The 20,499-nt window shown below is 57.5% G+C and carries 18 protein-coding genes; 11 read left to right on the forward strand and 7 right to left on the reverse strand.

Annotated features, from left to right (window positions below):
- Positions 1–61: 61 nt before the first annotated feature.
- Positions 62–2,476 carry a putative ABC transporter permease subunit YbbP gene (ybbP, locus tag ACOTYH_RS04925; RefSeq protein WP_421637591.1) on the reverse strand — a complete coding sequence of 805 codons (2,415 nt, stop codon included), beginning with the start codon at positions 2,474–2,476 and terminating at the stop codon, positions 62–64.
- The gene (gene ybbA, locus ACOTYH_RS04930) at positions 2,473–3,159 is read right to left on the reverse strand and encodes a putative ABC transporter ATP-binding protein YbbA (protein WP_033486699.1); all 687 of its coding nucleotides are present in this window, start codon (positions 3,157–3,159) and stop codon (positions 2,473–2,475) included. The genes ybbP and ybbA overlap by 4 nt, the downstream gene beginning before the upstream one ends.
- On the opposite strand from ybbA, the gene tesA reads away from it, so the two are divergent.
- The 3 genes from tesA to ACOTYH_RS04945 are packed head-to-tail and all read left to right on the forward strand — an operon-like array spanning position 3,130 to position 5,465.
- Positions 3,130–3,762, forward strand: coding sequence for a multifunctional acyl-CoA thioesterase I/protease I/lysophospholipase L1 (gene tesA, locus ACOTYH_RS04935; RefSeq protein WP_003858933.1), 633 nt, complete (start codon positions 3,130–3,132; stop codon positions 3,760–3,762). The genes ybbA and tesA overlap by 30 nt on opposite strands.
- A complete protein-coding gene (locus ACOTYH_RS04940) occupies positions 3,743–4,552 on the forward strand; it encodes an SDR family oxidoreductase (protein ID WP_006809829.1) in 810 nt (269 codons plus the stop codon). Before tesA ends, ACOTYH_RS04940 begins: the two co-directional genes overlap by 20 nt.
- Positions 4,553–4,610: 58 nt before the next feature.
- Positions 4,611–5,465, forward strand: a complete 855-nt coding sequence (locus ACOTYH_RS04945) for a co-chaperone YbbN (protein WP_003858935.1) — start codon at positions 4,611–4,613, stop codon at positions 5,463–5,465.
- 51 nt (positions 5,466–5,516) lie between these two features.
- Here ACOTYH_RS04945 and fetB read toward each other — a convergent pair whose 3' ends face one another.
- Both fetB and fetA read right to left on the reverse strand, forming a co-directional pair.
- Entirely contained in the window at positions 5,517–6,299 is a 783-nt protein-coding gene (fetB, locus tag ACOTYH_RS04950; RefSeq protein ID WP_017383223.1) for an iron efflux ABC transporter permease subunit FetB, read from the reverse strand.
- On the reverse strand, positions 6,292–6,963 hold the full coding sequence (gene fetA, locus ACOTYH_RS04955) for an iron efflux ABC transporter ATP-binding subunit FetA (RefSeq protein WP_015571235.1): 672 nt from the start codon (positions 6,961–6,963) through the stop codon (positions 6,292–6,294). The genes fetB and fetA overlap by 8 nt, the downstream gene beginning before the upstream one ends.
- Before the next feature lie 142 nt (positions 6,964–7,105).
- Between fetA and ACOTYH_RS04960 the strand changes: the two genes are divergently transcribed.
- The 3 genes from ACOTYH_RS04960 (at position 7,106) to ACOTYH_RS04970 (ending at position 9,478) form a co-directional block, all read left to right on the forward strand.
- The gene (locus tag ACOTYH_RS04960; protein WP_015571236.1) at positions 7,106–7,960 is read left to right on the forward strand and encodes a hypothetical protein; all 855 of its coding nucleotides are present in this window, start codon (positions 7,106–7,108) and stop codon (positions 7,958–7,960) included.
- 154 nt (positions 7,961–8,114) lie between these two features.
- Positions 8,115–9,029, forward strand: a complete 915-nt coding sequence (locus ACOTYH_RS04965) for an SPFH domain-containing protein (protein WP_003858941.1) — start codon at positions 8,115–8,117, stop codon at positions 9,027–9,029.
- Positions 9,026–9,478 (forward strand): NfeD family protein, encoded by a 453-nt coding sequence (locus tag ACOTYH_RS04970; RefSeq protein WP_015571238.1) that lies wholly within the window; start codon positions 9,026–9,028, stop codon positions 9,476–9,478. Before ACOTYH_RS04965 ends, ACOTYH_RS04970 begins: the two co-directional genes overlap by 4 nt.
- Here ACOTYH_RS04970 and cueR read toward each other — a convergent pair.
- Positions 9,475–9,885 carry a Cu(I)-responsive transcriptional regulator gene (cueR, locus tag ACOTYH_RS04975; RefSeq protein WP_017383222.1) on the reverse strand — a complete coding sequence of 137 codons (411 nt, stop codon included), beginning with the start codon at positions 9,883–9,885 and terminating at the stop codon, positions 9,475–9,477. The genes ACOTYH_RS04970 and cueR overlap by 4 nt on opposite strands.
- A gap of 108 nt (positions 9,886–9,993) precedes the next feature.
- Here cueR and copA point away from each other — a divergent pair, with 108 nt between their 5' ends.
- The 3 genes from copA to ybaK all read left to right on the forward strand — a co-directional run bounded on the left by copA (position 9,994) and on the right by ybaK (position 14,015).
- Positions 9,994–12,492 carry a copper-exporting P-type ATPase CopA gene (gene copA / locus ACOTYH_RS04980; RefSeq protein ID WP_421637592.1) on the forward strand — a complete coding sequence of 833 codons (2,499 nt, stop codon included), beginning with the start codon at positions 9,994–9,996 and terminating at the stop codon, positions 12,490–12,492.
- A gap of 50 nt (positions 12,493–12,542) precedes the next feature.
- Complete coding sequence (locus ACOTYH_RS04985) at positions 12,543–13,337, forward strand: TraB/GumN family protein (RefSeq protein ID WP_032671355.1); 795 nt, start codon at positions 12,543–12,545, stop codon at positions 13,335–13,337.
- A gap of 198 nt (positions 13,338–13,535) precedes the next feature.
- Positions 13,536–14,015 carry a Cys-tRNA(Pro)/Cys-tRNA(Cys) deacylase YbaK gene (gene ybaK / locus ACOTYH_RS04990; protein ID WP_010428207.1) on the forward strand — a complete coding sequence of 160 codons (480 nt, stop codon included), beginning with the start codon at positions 13,536–13,538 and terminating at the stop codon, positions 14,013–14,015.
- An 89-nt stretch (positions 14,016–14,104) separates the two neighbouring features.
- Here ybaK and ushA read toward each other — a convergent pair whose 3' ends face one another.
- On the reverse strand, positions 14,105–15,757 hold the full coding sequence (ushA, locus tag ACOTYH_RS04995; RefSeq protein ID WP_017383219.1) for a bifunctional UDP-sugar hydrolase/5'-nucleotidase UshA: 1,653 nt from the start codon (positions 15,755–15,757) through the stop codon (positions 14,105–14,107).
- A 164-nt stretch (positions 15,758–15,921) separates the two neighbouring features.
- Here ushA and ACOTYH_RS05000 point away from each other — a divergent pair, with 164 nt between their 5' ends.
- Positions 15,922–17,142, forward strand: a complete 1,221-nt coding sequence (locus ACOTYH_RS05000) for an MFS transporter (protein ID WP_015571242.1) — start codon at positions 15,922–15,924, stop codon at positions 17,140–17,142.
- 232 nt (positions 17,143–17,374) lie between these two features.
- Complete coding sequence (gene ybaL / locus ACOTYH_RS05005; RefSeq protein ID WP_017383218.1) at positions 17,375–19,051, forward strand: YbaL family putative K(+) efflux transporter; 1,677 nt, start codon at positions 17,375–17,377, stop codon at positions 19,049–19,051.
- 93 nt (positions 19,052–19,144) lie between these two features.
- On the opposite strand, the gene ACOTYH_RS05010 is transcribed toward ybaL, so the two are convergent.
- Positions 19,145–20,449 (reverse strand): inosine/guanosine kinase, encoded by a 1,305-nt coding sequence (locus tag ACOTYH_RS05010; protein WP_032104066.1) that lies wholly within the window; start codon positions 20,447–20,449, stop codon positions 19,145–19,147.
- Positions 20,450–20,499 lie beyond the last annotated feature (50 nt).

Genomic DNA, 20,499 nt, shown 5'->3' on the forward strand with positions numbered 1-20,499 from the left:
TGTGCCGTTAAGCGATGACGCACCAGCAGAAATGCCGGTGCGTCATCATCACGTCAGTAAACTAGCTGACGAACTGGCGGAATAGCGCTTTACCTTTCAACAGCCGGGTTCCGAGCCAGCCGCCGCACAGGGACAGCAGCACGGCGCCGCAGACGGGCAGCGTGAGCCACAGCCGCCAGTCGGGCTCCCACGGGAAGTCGAAGACTTTGCTCTGGAGTACCGCCAGCGCGGTTTCCGCCCCGATGGCCGCCACCAGGCCCGCCACCAGACCGAGCAGGGCAAATTCGCTCCACAGCGTGGCGCGCAGCAGCCGTTTACTGGCTCCCAGCGTGCGGTAGACCACCAGCTCCTGATGACGCTGACGCATGCCCACCTGCACCTGCGCCAGCAGCAACAGCACGCCGCAGACGGTCACCAGCACTACCATCACCTCCAGCGCGCGGCTCACCTGCTCCAGCACCTGCCCGACCTGTTTGAGGATCGCGCCGATATCCAGCAGGCTCACCGTCGGAAATTCCCGGTTAAGCTGCGTCAGCATGCCGTTGCCGTTTTCCCAACGGAAGCTGGTGAGCCAGCTCTGGGGCTGTCCGTCCAGCGCACCCGGCGGGAAGATGAAGAAGAAGTTTGGTCGCAGGCTTTCCCAGTCCACCTTACGCAGGCTGGTAACTTTGGCGGTGAAATCCTGGGTATCACCGGTGAAGGTCACGCTGTCGCCGAGGTTCACGTTCAGCCGTGTTGCCAGCCCCTCCTCCATCGACACTTCCCCCGCTTTCGGCGGCCAGGTGCCGGCAACGATCGGGTTATGGTCCGGACGTTTCGCCTGCCAGGTCAGGTTGAGTTCGCGATTGAGCGATTCATCCTTATTTCCCTCCGTCGACTGGCCGTTGATCTGCGTCAGGCGGGCGCGCACGATCGGATAGAACGATTCCGGAATAATGTGATGCTCAGACAGGAAACCCTTCAGCGGCGTCACCTGTTCTGGAGCAATGTTGATCAGGAAATAGTTCGGGCTTTCCGGCGGAAGCTGTTGCTGCCAGCGATCCAGCAGATCCCCGCGCAGCACCAGCAGAAGCGCCAGCAGCATAAACGACAGCGAAAATGCCGAGAGCTGGCTGAGGGTAGACCACGGCTGGTGCAGCAGTCGGTTAACCGCTAACCGTATGGGGAGTGATTTAACTGTCAGCTTTCTCAGGACATTAAGCAGTATCCAGCCCACTACGCCGCACAGCAGCGCCAGCACCACCGCGCCCGCCAGCACCGCCCACAGCAGCGTACTGCCGCCCATCAGCCAGGCCAACAGCCCGACCGCCACCGCAATAATCACCGGCAGATAGAACTTCAGCGGCCAGACGCTGGCCACCACATCGCGGCGCAGCACGCGCAGCGGCTGGGTGGCGAGCAGCAGCCGGTACGGGCGTAACCCCACCAGCAGGGAGATCGTCGTCATCGCGCCGATGGCCCACAGCCACGGCCAGAGGCTGGCAGGCGGTAATGCGGCGGGCAATACCGGTTTGAGCAGCACCATCAGCAGCTTTTCAAACAGCAGCCCTATCGCCCCGCCGGTCAGAGCCGACAGCGTCAGCACCATCAGCCACTGGCCGACAATCAGCTTGCGCAGCTGCGCGCGGCCCGCGCCGAGGGTTTTGAGGATCGCCACCAGATCGTAACGGCTGCGGCAGTAGTGCCCCATCGCCACGGCAACCGCCGCAATGGCAAGCAGCAGAGTTAACAGCGCCGACAGCAGCAGGAACTGCTGGGAACGTTCGAGGGATTTGCCGAGCGCCCCGTCATCCTGCTCCAGCCCGTACCAGCGGTGTTCCGGCTTGAGCTGCGGCAGGAGCCATTTTTCGTACGCCTCCAGCTGCGCAGGCGTCCCGCCAAACTTATACCGCCAGGTGACACGGCTTCCCGGCTGGACGGCGTTGGTTTTCGCCACATCAGCGGTGTTCATCAGCAGGCGCGGCGCAAGCTGGAACGGATTAAATCCAGAGTCGGGCTCCTGCACCACTTCCCCGGCAATTTTGAGTGTCGCGTCGCCGACGTCGATACTGTCGCCTGGTTTCAGATTCAGCAGCGCCATCAGTCGCGATGCCAGCAGGACCGTACCGGCCGTCGGTTTTAGCCCCGGCGGGCTGGTTTGTAAGTCACCGTACATCGGGTAGATGTCATCCACGGCTTTTACGCTGGCAAGCTGCGGCGTGTCGCCCGCAAAGGTCATAGTCTGAAAGGTGATCTGCTCCCCTACCTTCAGCCCCTCTTTGCGCGCTTCCTCAATCCAGCCCGGCGGCACGGGGCGAGAACTTTGCAGAGCTCGGTCTCCGGCCATAAATTCCCGACTCTGCTGGCTAAGCCCTTTCTCCATACGATCGCTGACGCTACCGAGCGCCAGCACGCAGGCCACCGCCAGGCTCAACGCCAGCCAGACAATCAGCAGCGAGGGCGAGCGCCACTCGCGCCAGAACCAGCGGGCAATCATGCTTCCTCCTGAAGAATACCGTTCACCAGCCGCAGGCGGCGGTCGCAGCGGGCGGCCAGCTGCGGATCGTGGGTAACCAGAATCAGCGTGGTGCCGTGCTCGCGGTTGAGGGAAAACAGCAGATCGGCAATCTTGTCTCCGGTTTTACGGTCAAGGTTACCAGTGGGTTCATCGGCAAACAGCACTTCAGGGCGCCCGTTAAACGCCCGCGCCAGCGCCACGCGCTGCTGCTCACCGCCGGAAAGCTGTGCCGGAAGATGGTCGAGACGTTTTCCCAGCCCCAGCTGTTCCAGCAACGCCGTGGCGTGATCGCGGCTTTCACGAGTATTGTCACCACGCAGCAGGCCGGGCAGCTCAACGTTTTCCAGCGCGTTCAGCGTCGGGATCAGCATGAATGACTGAAAGACAAACCCGATATGCCGGGCACGCAGCGCGGCGCGGGCCTCTTCATCAAGCGCGTGGAGGGGCTGGCCGACCAGGTTCACTTCCCCACTGCTGCCATCGTCCAGACCGGCGAGAATGGCCAGCAGCGTGGACTTACCGGAACCGGATTCACCAATCAGGGCGATGGTTTCGGCACGTTTGACAACGAGTTCAACTCCGGTGAGGATGGAAAGCTCGTGTTCTCCCTGACCGACGGACTTCTTAAGACGATGAACTTCAACAATGTTTTCCGCTGGCATTTGCCCTTCCTGTTTTTGATGCTGATGACCTTCCGCGCGGCGGCTGCGGACACGTTATTGATTCTGGGCGACAGCCTGAGCGCGGGCTATCGTATGGCCGCCAGTGCGGCCTGGCCCGCCCTGCTCAATGATAAATGGCAGTCCCGGGCGTCTGTCGTGAACGGCAGCATCAGCGGCGATACGTCGCAGCAAGGCTTATCGCGCCTGCCTGCCCTGCTTAAGCAGCATCAACCGCGTTGGGTGCTGGTTGAACTGGGCGGTAATGATGGTTTGCGCGGCTTCCAGCCTCAGCAAACGGAGCAAACGCTGCGGACCATTTTGCAGACCATTAAGGCCGCCAATGCCCAGCCGCTGCTGATGCAAATTCGCCTGCCCGCCAACTACGGCCGTCGGTATAATGAGGCGTTTAGCGCGATCTATCCTAAGCTTGCCAAAGAGTTTGATATTCCGCTGCTGCCATTTTTCATGGAAGAGGTCTATCTGAAACCCCAGTGGATGCAGGATGATGGCATTCACCCCAATCGCGATGCCCAGCCGTTCATTGCCGACTGGATGGCAACCCGGCTGGCTCCTTTAGTAAAACATGACTCGTCAAACAGCTGAGAACCTGACAGGTAAAGTTATGCAAAAATCGGTCTTAATAACAGGATGTTCCAGCGGAATTGGCCTTGAAAGCGCCCTTGAACTGAAACGTCAGGGGTTTTGGGTACTGGCAGCCTGCCGCAAACCCGAGGATGTCGAACGCATGCGAGGGCTGGGATTTACCGGCATTCTGCTGGATCTTGATTCGCCAGAGAGCGTAGAGCAGGCCGCCGATGAGGTTATCGCCCTGACCAACAACCGTCTTTACGGTCTGTTCAACAATGCGGGCTACGGCGTGTACGGCCCGCTACAGACTCTCTCACGGGAACAGCTGGAGCAGCAGTTCTCCGCAAACTTTTTCGGGGCGCATCAGCTTACCATGCGCCTTCTCCCCGCCATGCTGCCGCACGGCGAAGGGCGCATCGTGATGACCTCCTCGGTCATGGGCCTGATCTCCACGCCGGGCCGCGGGGCTTACGCCGCCAGCAAATATGCGCTTGAAGCCTGGTCCGATGCGTTGCGCATGGAGCTGCGCCACAGCGGTATTAAGGTCAGCCTGATTGAACCGGGCCCGATCCGCACCCGCTTTACGGAAAACGTTAACCAGACGCAGGCGGACAAACCGGTCGAAAACCCCGGCATCGCGGCGCGTTTTACGCTTGGGCCAGAAGCCGTCGTTGCCAAAGTGCGCCACGCGTTTGAGAGCGATACCCCTAAAATGCGCTATCCGGTCACGCTGGTAACCCATGCCGTCGGCTGGTTGAAACGCCTGCTGCCGGGGCGGATGATGGACAAAATTTTGCAGGGTTGAGTTGAAGCGACGACGCTTACCCCCATGTAAAGAGTAAACCGATAAAAGAGAATGCCGCATGTCCGTACAGAATATCGTCAACATAACTGAAGCTAACCTGCAACAGACGCTCGAACAGTCAATGACTAAACCGGTGCTGTTCTACTTCTGGTCTGAACGCAGCCAACACTGCCTGCAACTGACGCCGGTCCTGGAAAGCCTTGCCGCGCAGTACAACGGTCAGTTCATTCTGGCGAAGCTGGATTGTGACGCCGAACCAATGGTGGCTTCCCAGTTTGGCCTGCGCGCGATCCCAACCGTCTATCTGTTCCAGAACGGTCAGCCGGTGGATGGCTTCCAGGGGCCGCAGCCGGAAGAGGCGATCCGCGCCCTGCTGGATAAAGTTCTGCCGCGCGAAGAAGAGCTGAAAGCGCAGGAAGCCATGGCGCTGATGCAGGAAGGCAAGTACGACGAGGCGCTGCCGCTGTTAAAAGACGCGTGGCAGCTGTCGAACCAGAACAGCCAGATTGGTCTGCTGCTGGCAGAGACCCAGATTGCGCTGCACCGCCCTGAAGACGCGGAAGCCGTGCTGAAAACGGTGCCGATGCAGGATCAGGATACCCGTTATCAGGGTCTGGTGGCGCAGATTGACCTGCTGAAACAGGCGGCCGATACCCCTGAAATTCAACAGCTTCAGCAGCAGGTTGCGGACAACCCGCAGGATGCCGCGCTGGCAAGCCAGCTGGCGCTTCAGCTTCATCAGGTGGGGCGTAACGAAGAGGCGCTGGAGCTGCTGTTTAGCCATCTTCAGAAGGACCTGGGCGCCGCAGACGGACAGGCGCGGAAGATGTTCCAGGAGATCCTGGCCGCGCTGGGTACCGGTGACGCGCTGGCGTCGAAATATCGTCGTCAGCTGTACGCGTTGCTCTACTAGTAAAAAAATGCCCGGTGGCGCTAACGCTTACCGGGCCTACAAAAGCCGATATTACCCCGTCTTTTTCAACTGCGTCACCACCAGCTGGTGGCGCGCGTTGTAAAACTTCCGATAGGTCAAGTAGCAGGCAATGATGGTGGACAGGCTCGCCGTAGAGAGCAGCATAAACGTCACCATAATCTGGTACTTAATCGCTTTTACCGGATCGATACCGGCAAAAATCAGCCCCGACATCATGCCCGGCAGGCTCACCAGACCCACCGTTTTGGCGGAATCCACCGTTGGGATCAGCGAAGAGCGAATGCTGTCGCGGATCAACCGCGCCGAGGCCACCTTCGGCGTCGCGCCCAGGCTTAGCTTCTCCTGAAGCTGCTGCTGTTCACTGCTGAACCGTTGCCCCAGATTGTTGTAGCACAACCCGACCGCCACCATCGCATTGCCCGCAATCATCCCGGAAATGGGGATCACCTGCATCGGCGTAAATTCTATCGAGCCGGAGAGTACCAGTACCGCCAGCGTTAACGCGGTCCCGGTAGTGATGGCGATCAACGACGAAATGAACGCTTTATCGATGTATTTACTGCGTTTCTGCGCGTTCCATGCCGCGTTAAAGCAGATAAACAGCACCATCAACAGGGTCAGCACGGCATGATTGACGTTGAAGATGTATTTCAGCACATAGCCGACGATGATGAGCTGAATGACCGCGCGGGCGATACTCCAAAGAATATCTTTTTCCAGCCCCAGCTTTTCCCGGTAGCTGACCACAATCGCCACCAGCACCAGGACCATCGACAGCGCCAGCGATTCGTTGGTTATGTTATGTTCACCCACGGTGAGCCTCCTCCATTTTCCCGCCCTGCGGCCTGAGCGTGATGACATCATCCGCATGGGTAATTTCATTTGAATCATGCGTCACCCACAGCACGGCAATATTCTGCTCCCGGGCGTAGCGATGGATAATGTCATTGACGTTGCGCTTGTTAGCGTCATCCAGCGCGCTGGTGATTTCGTCCAGCAACAGCGCCTTCGGCAAGAATTGCAGGTTACGGATCAGCGAGACGCGCTGCTTTTCCCCTCCCGACAGTTCGGCGATCGATTTGGTCAGCGTCTCCGGCGAAAGCCCGAACCGAGTCAGATCGTCGGTAAACTTTTTTGGATCAGGCGTTTGGTTGCGGATGTGCCAGGGGAAAACCAGATTGTCGTACACCGTGTCGCCAAACAGGGACGGCGTTTGCACGCAGTATGACACCTGCTGGCGATAGCTTTCCGGTGAAAGCGTGGCGATATCTTTTCCTGCAAACAGGATGGTTCCCTCCGTTGGGCTCAGTAGCGAAGCCACGATTTTCAGGAGGGTGCTTTTGCCGCAGCCGGAGGGGCCAGTTATCAGTTTAAATTCGCCCGGAGAGAGACAAAAATCAACGTGCTGAAGGATGGTGTTATCACCCACACGAAAGCCAACATCCCTGATATCCAGAAGATTTTTTTTATTATTCATTCCGATTCCATTAACCGCTGTAATAAGAACAGCCTTTAGCATAATCCTTTCCGCTACGCAGCGCGAATAGCCTTAACCTATAGCAAGTGTTAAACTTTTTGCTCGCTAATTGTCACCTCTATAACTACAGGAAGTCAGCAACATGACACATATCTTTTATGAGTTCTCTTCCCTGAAGCCTGGTGTTCCTGATGTGGAAACATTAATGGAAGTCATCAATTCTTCTGAACTCACGCGTTTTGTCATGGGTGCAGAGGTGGTCGATTTTGTTAAGAAGGCGCTCATCGTTAACACCACAATCGGTAGCTTTAAAAACTGCTATTTTGCATTCGATGATGGAGCGTACTTTCTCGAGTTTGACGGCAAGGGTAAATCCAGACGCTTTACTGAGGTGCCGGACTGGTTCGTTTCCCCCGCGGAATTTGCCCGCTCGCAATGGCTGATTAACCATGATCTGGCCGATGTGAAGGCGACGGCGTTTATTGACGTGCTGATGTCCTATCCGCTTAAAGAGCGCCGGGCGCACTGCAATCTGCTGTTTGGTCTGGATCTGCATAAGGTCAATGTGGTTCCGGCGCCTACAGCCCCTGCCGGAAAAATGGGGAATAAAAACGGAAAAACCACCAAGCCTCGCGTCACGGATCTCGGCTCTTTTGAGCTTTTTACCGCGTTCTTTGCGCGTATGAAAACCGCCGTCAATGCTAATGAATTCCCTACCCTACAGGTGCTGACCGGCCAGGAGGATCTTACAAAAGCGCCGCACAGCTTAAAGCAAGGGATCAGAACCTGGTTTAAGGCGATTACCGGCGATCTGCCGCCGAACAACAAACGTGTCGGGGCGGGCAATGCGGTATTGTTCTGCGCTCCCGTTCGCGAGCAGATCCAGCAGATAGAGGCCATCGGCCTGGAAAAATACTATCAGGGCTTATCAAAAGCCATCGCTGACGCCGGGGATGGGTTTATCACCGACTTCAGCTATACCTGGTCTGAAAAGTAACGTTTTGCGCCCCGCATTCCGAACGGGGCGTTTTATTTCTGCCAGTCCGGTTCCCACCTCTTTACAGGGGCGAAATCCTGTTCGTTAGCCGATATACTTACGTTCAACAAATACGCAGTTTTTCTCGTTACGGCATGCAAAACAGGAGGTTTTTATGCTCATCGTTGTTCCTGTCCTTATATTCGTTGCGCTGGTTATCGTGGGCGCAGGCGTCAAAATTGTCCCGCAGGGTTACCAGTGGACCGTCGAACGCTTCGGTCGCTACACCAATACTCTTCAGCCGGGTTTAAGCCTGATCGTCCCGTTCATGGACAGAATTGGGCGTAAGATCAATATGATGGAGCAGGTGCTGGATATCCCTTCCCAGGAAGTCATCTCCAAGGATAACGCCAACGTCACCATCGATGCGGTGTGCTTTATTCAGGTGATTGATGCGCCGAAAGCGGCCTATGAGGTGAGCAACCTGGAGCTGGCGATCGTCAACCTGACCATGACCAACATCCGTACCGTGCTTGGCTCAATGGAGCTGGACGAAATGCTCTCCCAGCGCGACAGCATAAATACCCGCCTGCTGCACATTGTGGATGAAGCCACCAATCCGTGGGGGATCAAAGTGACACGCATTGAGATCCGCGACGTGCGCCCACCGGCAGAGCTGATTGCTTCCATGAACGCGCAGATGAAGGCCGAGCGTACCAAGCGTGCCTATATTCTTGAAGCCGAAGGGGTGCGTCAGGCTGAAATCCTGAAAGCGGAAGGGGAAAAACAGTCGCAGATCCTGAAAGCCGAGGGCGACCGTCAGTCTGCCTTCCTCCAGGCGGAAGCGCGTGAACGTTCGGCAGAAGCGGAAGCCCGCGCGACGCAAATGGTCTCCGAGGCGATTGCCGCCGGGGATATCCAGGCCGTGAACTACTTCGTCGCGCAAAAATATACCGATGCGCTGAAGGAGATCGGCTCCGCGAACAACAGCAAGGTGGTAATGATGCCGCTGGATGCCAGCAGTCTGATGGGATCTATCGCCGGAATTGCCGAGTTGATCAAAGACGGCGGAAACGAGCGTAAAAAATGATAGAGCTCATCGTTGCACATCCTCATGCGTTCTGGCTAAGCCTTGGCGGCTTACTGCTGGCCGCCGAGATGCTTGGCGGCAACGGTTATCTGCTGTGGAGCGGGGTTGCCGCGGTGATTACCGGGCTGGTCGTCTGGCTGCTGCCTGTCGGCTGGGAGTGGCAGGGCGCGCTGTTTGCCGTGCTGACGCTGCTGGCCGCCTGGCTGTGGTGGCGCTGGCTGAACAAACGGGTGAAGGCGCAGAAGCCGGTCGACGCGCACCTCAACCAGCGTGGGCAGCAGATCGTGGGTAGACGCTTTACGCTTGATAACGCGCTGATCAACGGACGCGGTCATATGCGCGTGGGGGACAGTTCGTGGCCGGTGGTGGCCGACGATGACCTCAGCGCCGGCACGCGGGTTGAGGTCATTGCGGTGGAAGGCATTACCCTGCGGGTTAAAGCCTGTTAGGCGTGGGTTTTACGGTGGCAGCAGCCGGAAAGATTGTCGATAATCGGGCACTCGGCGCTGTCATCTCCCGGGCAGGATTCTGCCAGCTGTAACAGTTGCTCACGCATCGCCTGTAATTCGATGATATGGCGTTCGATCTCCGCCACTTTTTCCAGCGTACGTTTTTTCACGTCGGCACTGTGGCGTTTCGGATCGTTAAACAGGTTAACCAGCTCGCCGCACTCTTCAAGGTTAAATCCTACCTGTCTTGCCTGGCGCAGTAACGTCAGTTCATCAAGATGCAGCTGCGTATAGCTGCGGTAGCCGTTCTCACTGCGCAACGGTGGCGTCACCAGCCCTTTTTCCTCATAAAAGCGAATCGCTTTGCTGGTTAAGCCGGTTTTTTTCGCAACATCGCTGATATTCACATTTCCCCCTTGACCTTCCCCTTGATGGAAGGTTTAACCTTCATAACAGTTAGCGAAAAGCAAAGTGAAGGTCAACAATTGACCAGAACATTATACGGGAGTTTTGTTATGTCTCACACTATTGACCTGACACTGGACGGCCTCTCCTGCGGCCACTGTGTCAAACGCGTTAAAGAAAGCCTGGAGCAGCGTCCTGACGTGGAAAGCGCTGAGGTGAGTATCGATCATGCCGCCGTGACCGGCAGCGCCAGCGCCGACGCGCTGATTGATACCATTAAACAGGCCGGTTACGGGGCGGAGTTAAGCCACCCAAAGGCTAAACCGCTGGCAGAGTCATCATCCCCGTCGGAAGCACTGACAGCGGCCACTCCTGAGCTTCCGGTAGCTGATGATATTGATGACAGCCAACAGCTGCTGATCAACGGCATGAGCTGCGCCAGCTGCGTCTCCCGGGTACAAAACGCCTTACAGGCGGTACCGGGCGTCGCACAGGCACGGGTAAACCTGGCGGAGCGTACTGCGCTGGTGATGGGCAGCGCCTCCGCCGCAGAGTTAGTGCAGGCCGTGGAGAAAGCGGGCTACGGGGCGGAGGCCATCGAAGATGATGCCGAGCGCCGCGAGCGCCAGCAGGAAACGGCTGTCGCCACTATGAAGCGTTTCTGCTGGCAGGCGATTGTCGCCCTGCTGGTCGGTATTCCGGTGATGGTGTGGGGCATGATGGGTGACAACATGATGGTCACCGCTGACAACCGCACCCTGTGGCTGGTGATTGGTCTGATTACCCTTGCGGTGATGGTGTTTGCTGGCGGACATTTCTATACCAGCGCCTGGAAGAGCCTGAAAAACCGCACCGCGACGATGGACACGCTGGTCGCGCTCGGTACCGGCGCGGCGTGGCTGTATTCGATGAGCGTGAACGTCTGGCCGCAGTGGTTCCCGATGGAGGCGCGCCATCTCTATTATGAAGCGAGTGCGATGATTATCGGTCTGATTAACTTAGGCCATATGCTCGAAGCCCGCGCGCGTCAGCGCTCGTCGAAAGCGCTGGAAAGATTACTCGATTTAACCCCGCCGACGGCCCGCGTGGTCACGGACGACGGGGAAAAAAGCGTTCCGCTCTCAGAGGTACAGCCGGGAATGACGCTGCGCCTGACCACCGGCGACCGCGTGCCCGTCGACGGTGAAATCACCCAGGGCGATGCCTGGCTGGATGAAGCGATGCTGACCGGCGAGCCGATACCCCAGCAGAAATCTCAGGGCGATGCGGTGCATGCGGGTACGGTGGTACAGGACGGCAGCGTACTGTTCCGCGCCAGCGCGGTCGGGAGCCATACCACGCTGTCACGCATCATTCGCATGGTCCGCCAGGCGCAGAGCAGTAAGCCGGAGATTGGTCAGCTTGCCGATAAAATCTCCGCCATTTTTGTGCCGGTGGTCGTCGGTATTGCCCTGCTGAGCGCGGCGATCTGGTATTTCTTCGGCCCGGCGCCGCAGATTGTCTACACCCTGGTGATCGCCACCACGGTGCTGATCATCGCCTGCCCTTGTGCCCTTGGCCTGGCCACGCCGATGTCGATTATCTCTGGCGTCGGACGCGCCGCCGAATTTGGCGTACTGGTCCGTGATGCTGACGCCCTGCAACGGGCAAGCACGCTGGACACCCTTGTCTTTGATAAAACCGGCACGCTCACCGAGGGCAAACCGCAGGTGGTGGCCGTCAGTACCGTTGGCTGTACGGAGACGGACGCCCTGCGCCTTGCCGCCGCGCTGGAACAAGGTTCCAGCCACCCGCTGGCGCGCGCCATCCTGGAGAAAGCCGGTGATGGCCGTCTGCCGCAGGTCAGCAACTTCCGCACCCTGCGCGGTTTAGGGGTCAGCGGTGAAGCCGAAGGCCATACGCTGCTGCTGGGCAACCAGGCACTGCTGACTGAACACGGCGTTGATACGTCCGCGCTGGACGCAGAGCTAAACGCGCAGGCCTCTCAGGGCGCGACGCCGGTTCTGCTGGCGAGGGATGGTCAGGTGGCGGCGCTGCTGGCCGTGCGCGATCCGTTGCGCCAGGACAGCGTAGATGCCTTACAGCGCCTGCACCGCGCGGGCTATCGTCTGGTGATGCTGACCGGGGACAACACGACCACCGCCAACGCCATTGCGAAAGAAGCCGGTATTGATGAGGTGATCGCGGGCGTGCTGCCGGACGGCAAAGCGGACGCCATCAAGAACCTGCAAAGTCAGGGTCGCCAGGTGGCGATGGTGGGCGACGGCATCAACGACGCCCCGGCGCTGGCGCAGGCTGACGTAGGCATTGCGATGGGCGGCGGGAGCGATGTCGCCATTGAAACCGCGGCGATCACCCTGATGCGCCACAGCCTGATGGGGGTGGCGGATGCGCTGGCGATTTCGAAAGCCACGTTGCGCAACATGAAGCAGAACCTGCTGGGGGCCTTCGTCTATAACTCGCTCGGCATTCCGATTGCCGCCGGGATTTTGTGGCCGCTGACCGGCACCCTGCTGAACCCGGTTGTTGCGGGTGCGGCGATGGCGCTCTCGTCAATTACCGTGGTAAGCAACGCTAACCGTCTGCTGCGGTTTAAACCGAAGGATTGAACCTTGTACCCGTACGCGCTAGCATGAACCTTTCCGATCATGGAGCGCGTATGGGTCTGTTTAATCGTCTAAAAACATCGTTTCGCGCCCTTTTTCCCCGCCGTTATGCCTGGCCCGGTATGGATATTTCGCTTCCGGGCGGGCAGCATCTGCACCTGGTGGGAAGCATTCATATGGGCACGCAGGACATGTCCCCCCTGCCCTCCGGCCTGATTAAACTGCTGAAGCGCGCCGACGCGCTGATCGTCGAAGCCGACATCTCCGGCCATGAATCGCCGTTTGCCGGGCTGGAAAGCGATCGCCCCCTGGCGGAACGTCTTAACGAGACGCAGCTGGCTAAGCTTACCCGTCTTGCGGATGAGACCGGCGTCTCGCTCTCAATGCTCGACACTCTGCCCCTGTGGCAAATTGCCATGGTGCTACAGGCCACCCAGGCGCAGCGCCTGGGGCTGCGCGGCGATTACGGTATCGATTATCAACTGCTGAATGCGGCAAGGGCGCGCAACCTGTCCGTCATTGAACTGGAAGGCACGGACAGCCAGATTGCGCTTCTTCGCCAGCTTCCCGATGACGGCCTGATGCTGCTGGATGATACCCTGACCCACTGGCACACCAACGCGCGTCTGCTGCAAACGATGATTGGCTGGTGGCTGGATGCGCCGCCCGCAGACGGTAAGCTGGCGTTACCGTCGACGTTCAGTGAATCGTTGTATGATGTGCTGATGAACGCGCGCAACCAGGCGTGGCGGGAGACACTATATGCCCTGCCTGCCGGTCGTTATGTTGTCGCGGTTGGCGCGTTGCATTTGTACGGAGAAGGGAATTTGCCGTCGCTGCTGAAATAAAAAAATGGCCAATATCTCTATTGGCCCGTCAAAGAGGAATTTCATCGTTTTTATTATGCCGAAGTGACCTTCGGCTACGCCGATTGTCGCTCAAAGTAACCATCACTGCCAATACTATTGCGCAAGATGGTGCTATTTTTTAGACAAACGTCAGGCGTATGCTGCTGGTATGAATCGTCTGTCGTAAGAAGGATAGCCATGACTCCCGCCGTTAAATTACTCGAAAAAAACAAAATTTCTTTCCGGATCCACACCTACGATCACGATCCGAACGAAACCAACTTTGGTGATGAAGTGGTGCGCAAGCTGGGGCTGAACGCGGACCAGGTCTACAAAACGCTGCTGGTCGCGGTGAACGGCGATATGAAGCACCTCGCCGTGGCAGTGACGCCCGTCGCCGGACAGCTTGATCTGAAGAAAGTGGCCAAAGCGCTGGGAGCGAAAAAGGTCGATATGGCTGACCCGATGGTTGCGCAACGCACAACGGGTTATCTGGTCGGCGGGATCAGCCCGCTCGGCCAGAAAAAGCGTCTGCCGACGCTGATCGATGCGCCTTCGCAGGAATTTGAGACGATCTATATTTCTGGCGGCAAGCGCGGGCTGGATATCGAACTGGCCGCAGGCGATCTGGCAAAAATGCTGGACGCGAAATTTGCGGATATTGCGCGCCGGGATTGAGAAAATTGCCCGGTGGCGCTGCGCTTACCGGGCCTACGATTCGAATGTAGGCCGGGTAAGGCGAAGCCGCCACCCGGCAAAAAAACGCACTACTGCCAGCTCACCTCGCCTTTCGGCTCATACATGTTCACGTCAATCGGTGAATTTTGCTGGATAAACTGCTTCAACACTTCCGCATCAATAAACCCGGTATTTACATAGCCCGGTTTGTTATCGATATGCGGATAGCCGTCGCCGCCGGTGGCGTTAAAGCTTAACGTTGCCAGGCGGTAGGTTTTCGCCGGATCAACCGGTTCGCCTTTGATTTTGAGATCGTTAAGCTTGCCGTCCTTCGCGACGAAGCTGACGTTAGCAAACTGCGGATACGCCCCGGAATCCGGCTTCATCTGCGCCACGGCGGTCAGGTAGTCAATCACCTCCTTCCCGCTCATGTCCGCATAGACCACCACGTTGCCAAACGGCTGCACTTTGAGCACGTCTTTATAGGTGATGTCTCCGCCTTCGATGGAATCACGAATACCGCCGCCGCTCATCACGCCGAAATCCGCATTCGTGCGCGCCATCTGCGCGGCCAGCACCAGACGCCCCATGTTGGTCTGTACGAAGCGGACTTTGCTGCGGTCCCCTTCCAGTCGTCCGTTAAGCGTGCCAATCTTCACGTCCAGCTGCGCTTTCCCTTTGCTCTGGAACGGCGTCAGCAAAGAGAGCATCTGCTGGTTTTCAGCGATCTCTGGCGTGTAGAGTACCCGCTCGCTTTTGCCGTCCGGGTAGGTCACTTTCTTCTTCAGGTTGACCGGGATGAGCTGATAGTGCACCAGCTTCATCTCGCCGTTACGGAATTCGAAATCCGCGCGGCCAACGTATTTACCCCACTCGTGGGCCTGTACAATCCAGATCCCGTTCTGACGATCAGGCGCGCACGGCGTGCCGGGCACATAATCTGCCTGCTTTTTATTCTCAGAAGCCATGCAGACCGGATCCTGTGAGTGACCGCCCACAATCATCGCCAGCGAGCCCGCAGGAAGGCTGCGCGCCATCTCCACGTCGCCCGGCGCGTTAGAGCCGTGCTGACCGTTATCGTAATGCCCCATGTGGGTGGTCGCGATAATCACATCCGGTTTTTCATTCTGCTGCAACTCCTGGATCACCAGCTTCGCTTCGTCCGCCGGTTTACGGAATTCGATGTCGGTGAAAAATTCAGGATTACCAATTTTGGCCGTATCGTCGGTGGTTAAGCCGATGACCGCGATCTTCAGATCCTGACGCTTAAACAGCGCCCACGGTTTAAACAGGCGCTCGCCGGTGCTTTTCTGATAAATATTGGCGGAAAGGAACGGGAATTTGGACCACTTCTCTTGCTGGCGCAACACGCTCAGCGGATTATCAAACTCGTGGTTTCCGACCGCCATCGCGTCGTAACCAATTAAATTCATGCCGCGGAAATCAGGCTCGGCATCCTGTAAATCAGATTCCGGCACCCCGGTATTAATATCCCCGCCCGACAGCAGCAGGACGCTGCCGCCCTGGGCCGCGACCTCTTTACGAATGCCGTCCACCAGCGTTTTTTGCGCCGCCAGGCCATATTCACCGTATTCGCTGCGCCAGAAATGGCCGTGATGATCGTTAGTATGCAGAATGGTAATTTTATAGGTTTTATCTTTTTCATACGCCTGCGCGGGCAGGCTTGTCAGCCCCCATGCGGCGATGAGCGCCAGCGCGACGCCACGCTTCATTAACTTCATCTTCTCTCTCCCTGACCCATAGACAAACGCAAAAATTACAGTGACTCACAAGAATAGACAAATAAGTTTTCAGAATTGCGACTTTCTTCAAATGTCACGGACGGGTATGTTAGTCGGATAATAATTACTCCCTGCATCTCTAATAACAAATCGACGTGGTATTTATGGCAATCAGTGAATCAACCCAGCCCGTCCAGGGCGCTCCGGCGTCGCCGCCGAAATCGCGCACTTCCTTTAAAGTATTAGGCGCAATCAGTCTCTCTCATCTGCTCAACGACATGATCCAGTCGCTGATTCTGGCGATCTACCCGCTGTTGCAGTCTGAGTTCTCATTAACCTTCGTGCAGATCGGGATGATAACCCTGACCTTCCAGCTGGCCTCTTCGCTGCTACAGCCGGTGGTGGGCTACTGGACGGACAAATACCCGATGCCATGGTCGCTGCCCATTGGCATGTGCTTCACCCTGAGCGGGCTGGTGCTGCTGGCCATGGCGGGCAGCTTTGAGGCGGTACTGGTTGCCGCGGCGCTGGTGGGAACCGGTTCATCGGTGTTCCATCCGGAATCGTCCCGCGTGGCACGTATGGCCTCCGGCGGACGTCACGGGCTGGCGCAGTCTCTGTTCCAGGTGGGGGGTAACTTTGGTAGCTCCCTCGGTCCTCTGCTGGCGGCGGTAATTATCGCGCCTTACGGCAAAGGCAACGTGGCGTGGTTTGTGCTGGCCGCGCTGCTGGCGATTGTCGTCCTGGCGCAAATCAGCCGCTGGTATGCCGCGCAGCATCGCGTAAATAAGGGAAAACCTGCCGCGAAGATAACCAATCCCCTTCCGCGCAATAAGGTGATCCTTGCCGTCAGCGTGCTGCTGGTGCTGATTTTCTCGAAATATTTCTATATGGCGAGCATTAGCAGCTATTACACCTTCTATCTGATGCAAAAATTCGGATTATCAGTACAAAACGCCCAGTTCCACCTCTTTGCCTTCCTGTTTGCGGTGGCGGCAGGCACGGTGATTGGCGGCCCTGTGGGGGATAAAATTGGACGTAAATATGTGATTTGGGGCTCTATCCTCGGCGTTGCGCCGTTTACGCTTGTTTTACCCTACGCCACGCTGGAATGGACCGGAATATTGACGGTGATTATTGGTTTTATTCTCGCCTCGGCATTTTCAGCCATCCTGGTCTATGCGCAGGAGCTGCTGCCGGGACGTATCGGTATGGTTTCCGGCCTCTTTTTCGGTTTTGCCTTTGGCATGGGCGGCCTTGGTGCAGCCGTGTTGGGGATGGTTGCAGACCACACCAGCATCTTCCTGGTCTATAAAATCTGCGCTTTCCTGCCACTTCTGGGGATGTTGACCATATTCCTGCCTGACAATCGTCATAAAGCGTGACTTCACGGCTGCCAAAGTTAAACTTTGGCAGCCGGATAACCTGATGCCATAAGGCTTTCCTCTCCCTCCCCTCAGCAAATTTATCAAAATCTGCCTTTTTTCATGCTTATTGCCTTTTTATTGTGATTTCAACAATTATTCATAAACATAAGCGTAAAAATTGTCATAAACTATTAATCGGCTTTTTGGTATTTGCACCAAAAATGGATCACCCATCGCGAAAGGAGACGGAATGCACCACGCCACACCGCTTATCACCACCATTGTTGGTGGACTTGTGCTTGCTTTTATTCTCGGCATGATTGCCAATAAATTGCGTATTTCGCCCCTGGTAGGCTATTTGCTGGCGGGCGTGCTGGCAGGGCCCTTTACGCCGGGTTTTGTCGCAGATACCAAACTGGCGCCTGAGCTGGCGGAATTGGGCGTGATCCTGCTGATGTTTGGCGTCGGGCTGCATTTTTCCCTGAAGGATCTGATGGCGGTAAAGTCGATCGCCATACCAGGAGCGATCGCCCAGATAGGGGTGGCGACGCTGCTGGGCATGGCGCTTTCGGCGGTGCTGGGCTGGTCAATCATGACAGGTATCGTATTTGGGCTGTGTCTTTCAACCGCCAGTACCGTGGTGCTGCTGCGCGCGCTTGAAGAGAGACAGCTGATAGACAGCCAGCGCGGACAAATCGCGATAGGCTGGCTGATTGTTGAAGATCTGGTAATGGTGTTGACGCTGGTTCTGCTGCCTGCCGTTGCCGGGATGATGGAAAAAGAGAATATCGGCTTCGCCTCGCTGGCGCTGGATATGAGCATTACCATCGGTAAAGTCGTGGCGTTTATCGCCATCATGATGCTGGTGGGCCGCCGTCTGGTGCCGTGGATCATGTCCCGCAGCGCCGCCACGGGCTCGCGTGAACTGTTCACGCTTTCGGTCCTTGCGCTGGCGCTGGGCATTGCCTTTGGCGCCGTCGAGCTGTTTGACGTCTCCTTTGCGCTGGGCGCGTTCTTCGCCGGGATGGTGCTGAACGAGTCCGAGCTGAGCCACCGTGCCGCGCACGATACCCTGCCGCTACGTGATGCATTCGCGGTGCTGTTCTTTGTCTCCGTCGGGATGCTGTTCGACCCGCTGATCCTCATTCAGCAGCCGCTGGCCGTGCTGGGTACGCTGGCAATCATCATCTTTGGTAAGTCCGTTGCCGCCTTCTTCCTGGTACGGATGTTCGGTCACTCGCCGCGCACGGCGCTGACCATCGCCGCCAGCCTGGCGCAGATTGGCGAGTTCGCCTTTATTCTTGCTGGTCTGGGGATGGCCCTGAACCTGCTGCCACAGGCGGGGCAAAATCTGGTGCTGGCGGGGGCGATCCTCTCCATCATGCTAAACCCGGTATTGTTTGCCCTGCTGGAGAAATATCTCGAGAAGACCGAAACCCTCGAAGAGCAAACCCTGGAAGAAGCGATTGAGGAGGAGAAACAGATCCCCGTAGATATCTGCAACCACGCGCTGCTGGTCGGTTTTGGCCGCGTCGGCAGCCTGCTCGGTGAGAAGCTGATGGCCCAGGGAATCCCCCTGGTAGTGATTGAAACCTCCCGCACTCGCGTCGACGAGCTTCGCGAGCGCGGCATCCGCGCGGTGCTGGGCAACGCGGCTAACGAAGAGATTATGAATCTGGCGCATCTGGACTGCGCTCGCTGGCTGCTGCTCACTATCCCGAACGGTTACGAGGCTGGCGAGATTGTCGCCACAGCCCGTGAAAAATGCCCACATATCGAAATTATTGCCCGCGCCCATTATGATGACGAAGTGGAGTACATCACCGAGCGCGGCGCGAATCAGGTGGTGATGGGTGAGCGTGAGATTGCGAATACAATGCTGACAATGCTGACAAAACCGCCAGTTGAAGAGGCGGTGACGGGTTAAGTTTTGTGCGGCCTGATGCCCTCACCCTGGCCCTCTCCCACAGGGAGTGGGAACAAACACTAAAAACGGCAACCACAGGTTGCCGTTTTGCTTTTACCTGTCCCAATACGCCTCTTCGAGGCTGTCTTCCCGTTCCGGCAGCCCCCGCGTTAAGCGCGGTGAATGCTGGTTCAGCACCTGATAACTCACGCGGTTCGCGTACTTGCACACCTGCGCCAGCGAGGAGTAGGTCAGCCAGTTGAAGGTGTGCTTGCTGGAATTCGGCACATTGGTTTTGTGGTAGGCGTTGGCGGTGATGTCGTGCAGCAGCGCGGCCAGCGCGCCGTCGCCCGCGCCGTTGGTGTTCATGATCTTCTCGGGGCCACCCATATACGGTGCGATGTGGGAGAAGATACGCAGCGGGTTGATGCAGTCTTTATGACGCATGGCGCGGCTGAACTCGTACTGGTTAAATTCGGCGATTGCGCCCGGCAGCAGCGGGTGCTGGGTTTTCCGCTTGCTCTCTTCTTCCGTGAAGCCCGCCATATACAGCCCGACCGGCCCGGCGGTGCAGAGCACCAGATCTACCCAGTCCAGCGCCTTATCAGACGCCAGCAGCGGATCGCTTTCGCCGGTCAGCGCTTCGGCTTCTTCTTCATTCATCGCCAGAATCGAGACGTGTTCTTTCAGGAAGGCCTGCCACCACTCCGGGTTGTCGGCAATGACGAATTTGGTGCCCAGCGTCAGAACCACAGGCACGTTGTATTTCTTCGCGTACTCAATTGCCTTCATGGTTGCGTCCGGCATTGGTTCGCCCGGCTTGCAGCGCACCAGATAGGAGGTCAGTACCAGCGCAGACGCGCCCGCGATCACCTCTTCCGGGATACTTTCAGCGCGCAGCTTGTTCATATGGCCGGGGCTGATGGCAAAGGTACGCTCGCCGGAATCGCTTATCAGCGTAAAGCAGCGGCCAATCGGCCCGTCAACGCCCTGCAAATAGTTCAGATCGGTGCGGCTGGAGGTATTGCACAGGTAGCGGTAGGCATAGCCACCGATTTCGATATTGCTGCACATCACGCCAAGCAGCACCGAGCGGTCGTCTGCCAGTACGGAGTAGTTGTGCATGGTGTTGCCGATGGTGCCGCCGGCAAACTGGTGGGTGATAAGATTTTCGCGCACCAGCTCCTGATACAGCGCTTCAGCAACGTCATCCTCAATCACCAGCGAGTGCCCGGCGCTCAGACCGTAACGTGCGACAAACGCATCATCCACTTTGGCTTCAATGTCCACCAGCGTCTGATCGATACCGACCACCCAGGCAGCGCTGGTTTCGCTTTCCTGCTGAATTTGCTGTAACAGCGGATCGCGGGCATCGACGGGGAAATAGTGTTTGGACTTACGTTTACCGGGAAATTTCATGGTCTGAACTGTGCAAAGAATACGGGCCGGGAATGGTAGCACAAACCCGG

The sequence above is a fragment of the Enterobacter cloacae complex sp. SHL001 genome, assembly GCF_049236825.1.
In the GTDB taxonomy this organism is placed as follows: domain Bacteria; phylum Pseudomonadota; class Gammaproteobacteria; order Enterobacterales; family Enterobacteriaceae; genus Enterobacter; species Enterobacter hormaechei_C.

Bases quoted from the DNA above. Each gene is read 5' to 3' on its own strand.
- ybbP (WP_421637591.1), bottom strand. From the start codon at position 2,476: ATGATTGCCCGCTGGTTCTGGCGCGAGTGGCGCTCGCCCTCGCTGCTG.
- tesA (WP_003858933.1), top strand. From the start codon at position 3,130: ATGAACTTCAACAATGTTTTCCGCTGGCATTTGCCCTTCCTGTTTTTG.
- ybbA (WP_033486699.1), bottom strand. From the start codon at position 3,159: ATGCCAGCGGAAAACATTGTTGAAGTTCATCGTCTTAAGAAGTCCGTC.
- ACOTYH_RS04940 (WP_006809829.1), top strand. From the start codon at position 3,743: ATGACTCGTCAAACAGCTGAGAACCTGACAGGTAAAGTTATGCAAAAA.
- ACOTYH_RS04945 (WP_003858935.1), top strand. From the start codon at position 4,611: ATGTCCGTACAGAATATCGTCAACATAACTGAAGCTAACCTGCAACAG.
- fetA (WP_015571235.1), bottom strand. From the start codon at position 6,963: ATGAATAATAAAAAAAATCTTCTGGATATCAGGGATGTTGGCTTTCGT.
- ACOTYH_RS04960 (WP_015571236.1), top strand. From the start codon at position 7,106: ATGACACATATCTTTTATGAGTTCTCTTCCCTGAAGCCTGGTGTTCCT.
- ACOTYH_RS04965 (WP_003858941.1), top strand. From the start codon at position 8,115: ATGCTCATCGTTGTTCCTGTCCTTATATTCGTTGCGCTGGTTATCGTG.
- ACOTYH_RS04970 (WP_015571238.1), top strand. From the start codon at position 9,026: ATGATAGAGCTCATCGTTGCACATCCTCATGCGTTCTGGCTAAGCCTT.
- copA (WP_421637592.1), top strand. From the start codon at position 9,994: ATGTCTCACACTATTGACCTGACACTGGACGGCCTCTCCTGCGGCCAC.
- ACOTYH_RS04985 (WP_032671355.1), top strand. From the start codon at position 12,543: ATGGGTCTGTTTAATCGTCTAAAAACATCGTTTCGCGCCCTTTTTCCC.
- ybaK (WP_010428207.1), top strand. From the start codon at position 13,536: ATGACTCCCGCCGTTAAATTACTCGAAAAAAACAAAATTTCTTTCCGG.
- ushA (WP_017383219.1), bottom strand. From the start codon at position 15,757: ATGAAGTTAATGAAGCGTGGCGTCGCGCTGGCGCTCATCGCCGCATGG.
- ACOTYH_RS05000 (WP_015571242.1), top strand. From the start codon at position 15,922: ATGGCAATCAGTGAATCAACCCAGCCCGTCCAGGGCGCTCCGGCGTCG.
- ybaL (WP_017383218.1), top strand. From the start codon at position 17,375: ATGCACCACGCCACACCGCTTATCACCACCATTGTTGGTGGACTTGTG.
- ACOTYH_RS05010 (WP_032104066.1), bottom strand. From the start codon at position 20,449: ATGAAATTTCCCGGTAAACGTAAGTCCAAACACTATTTCCCCGTCGAT.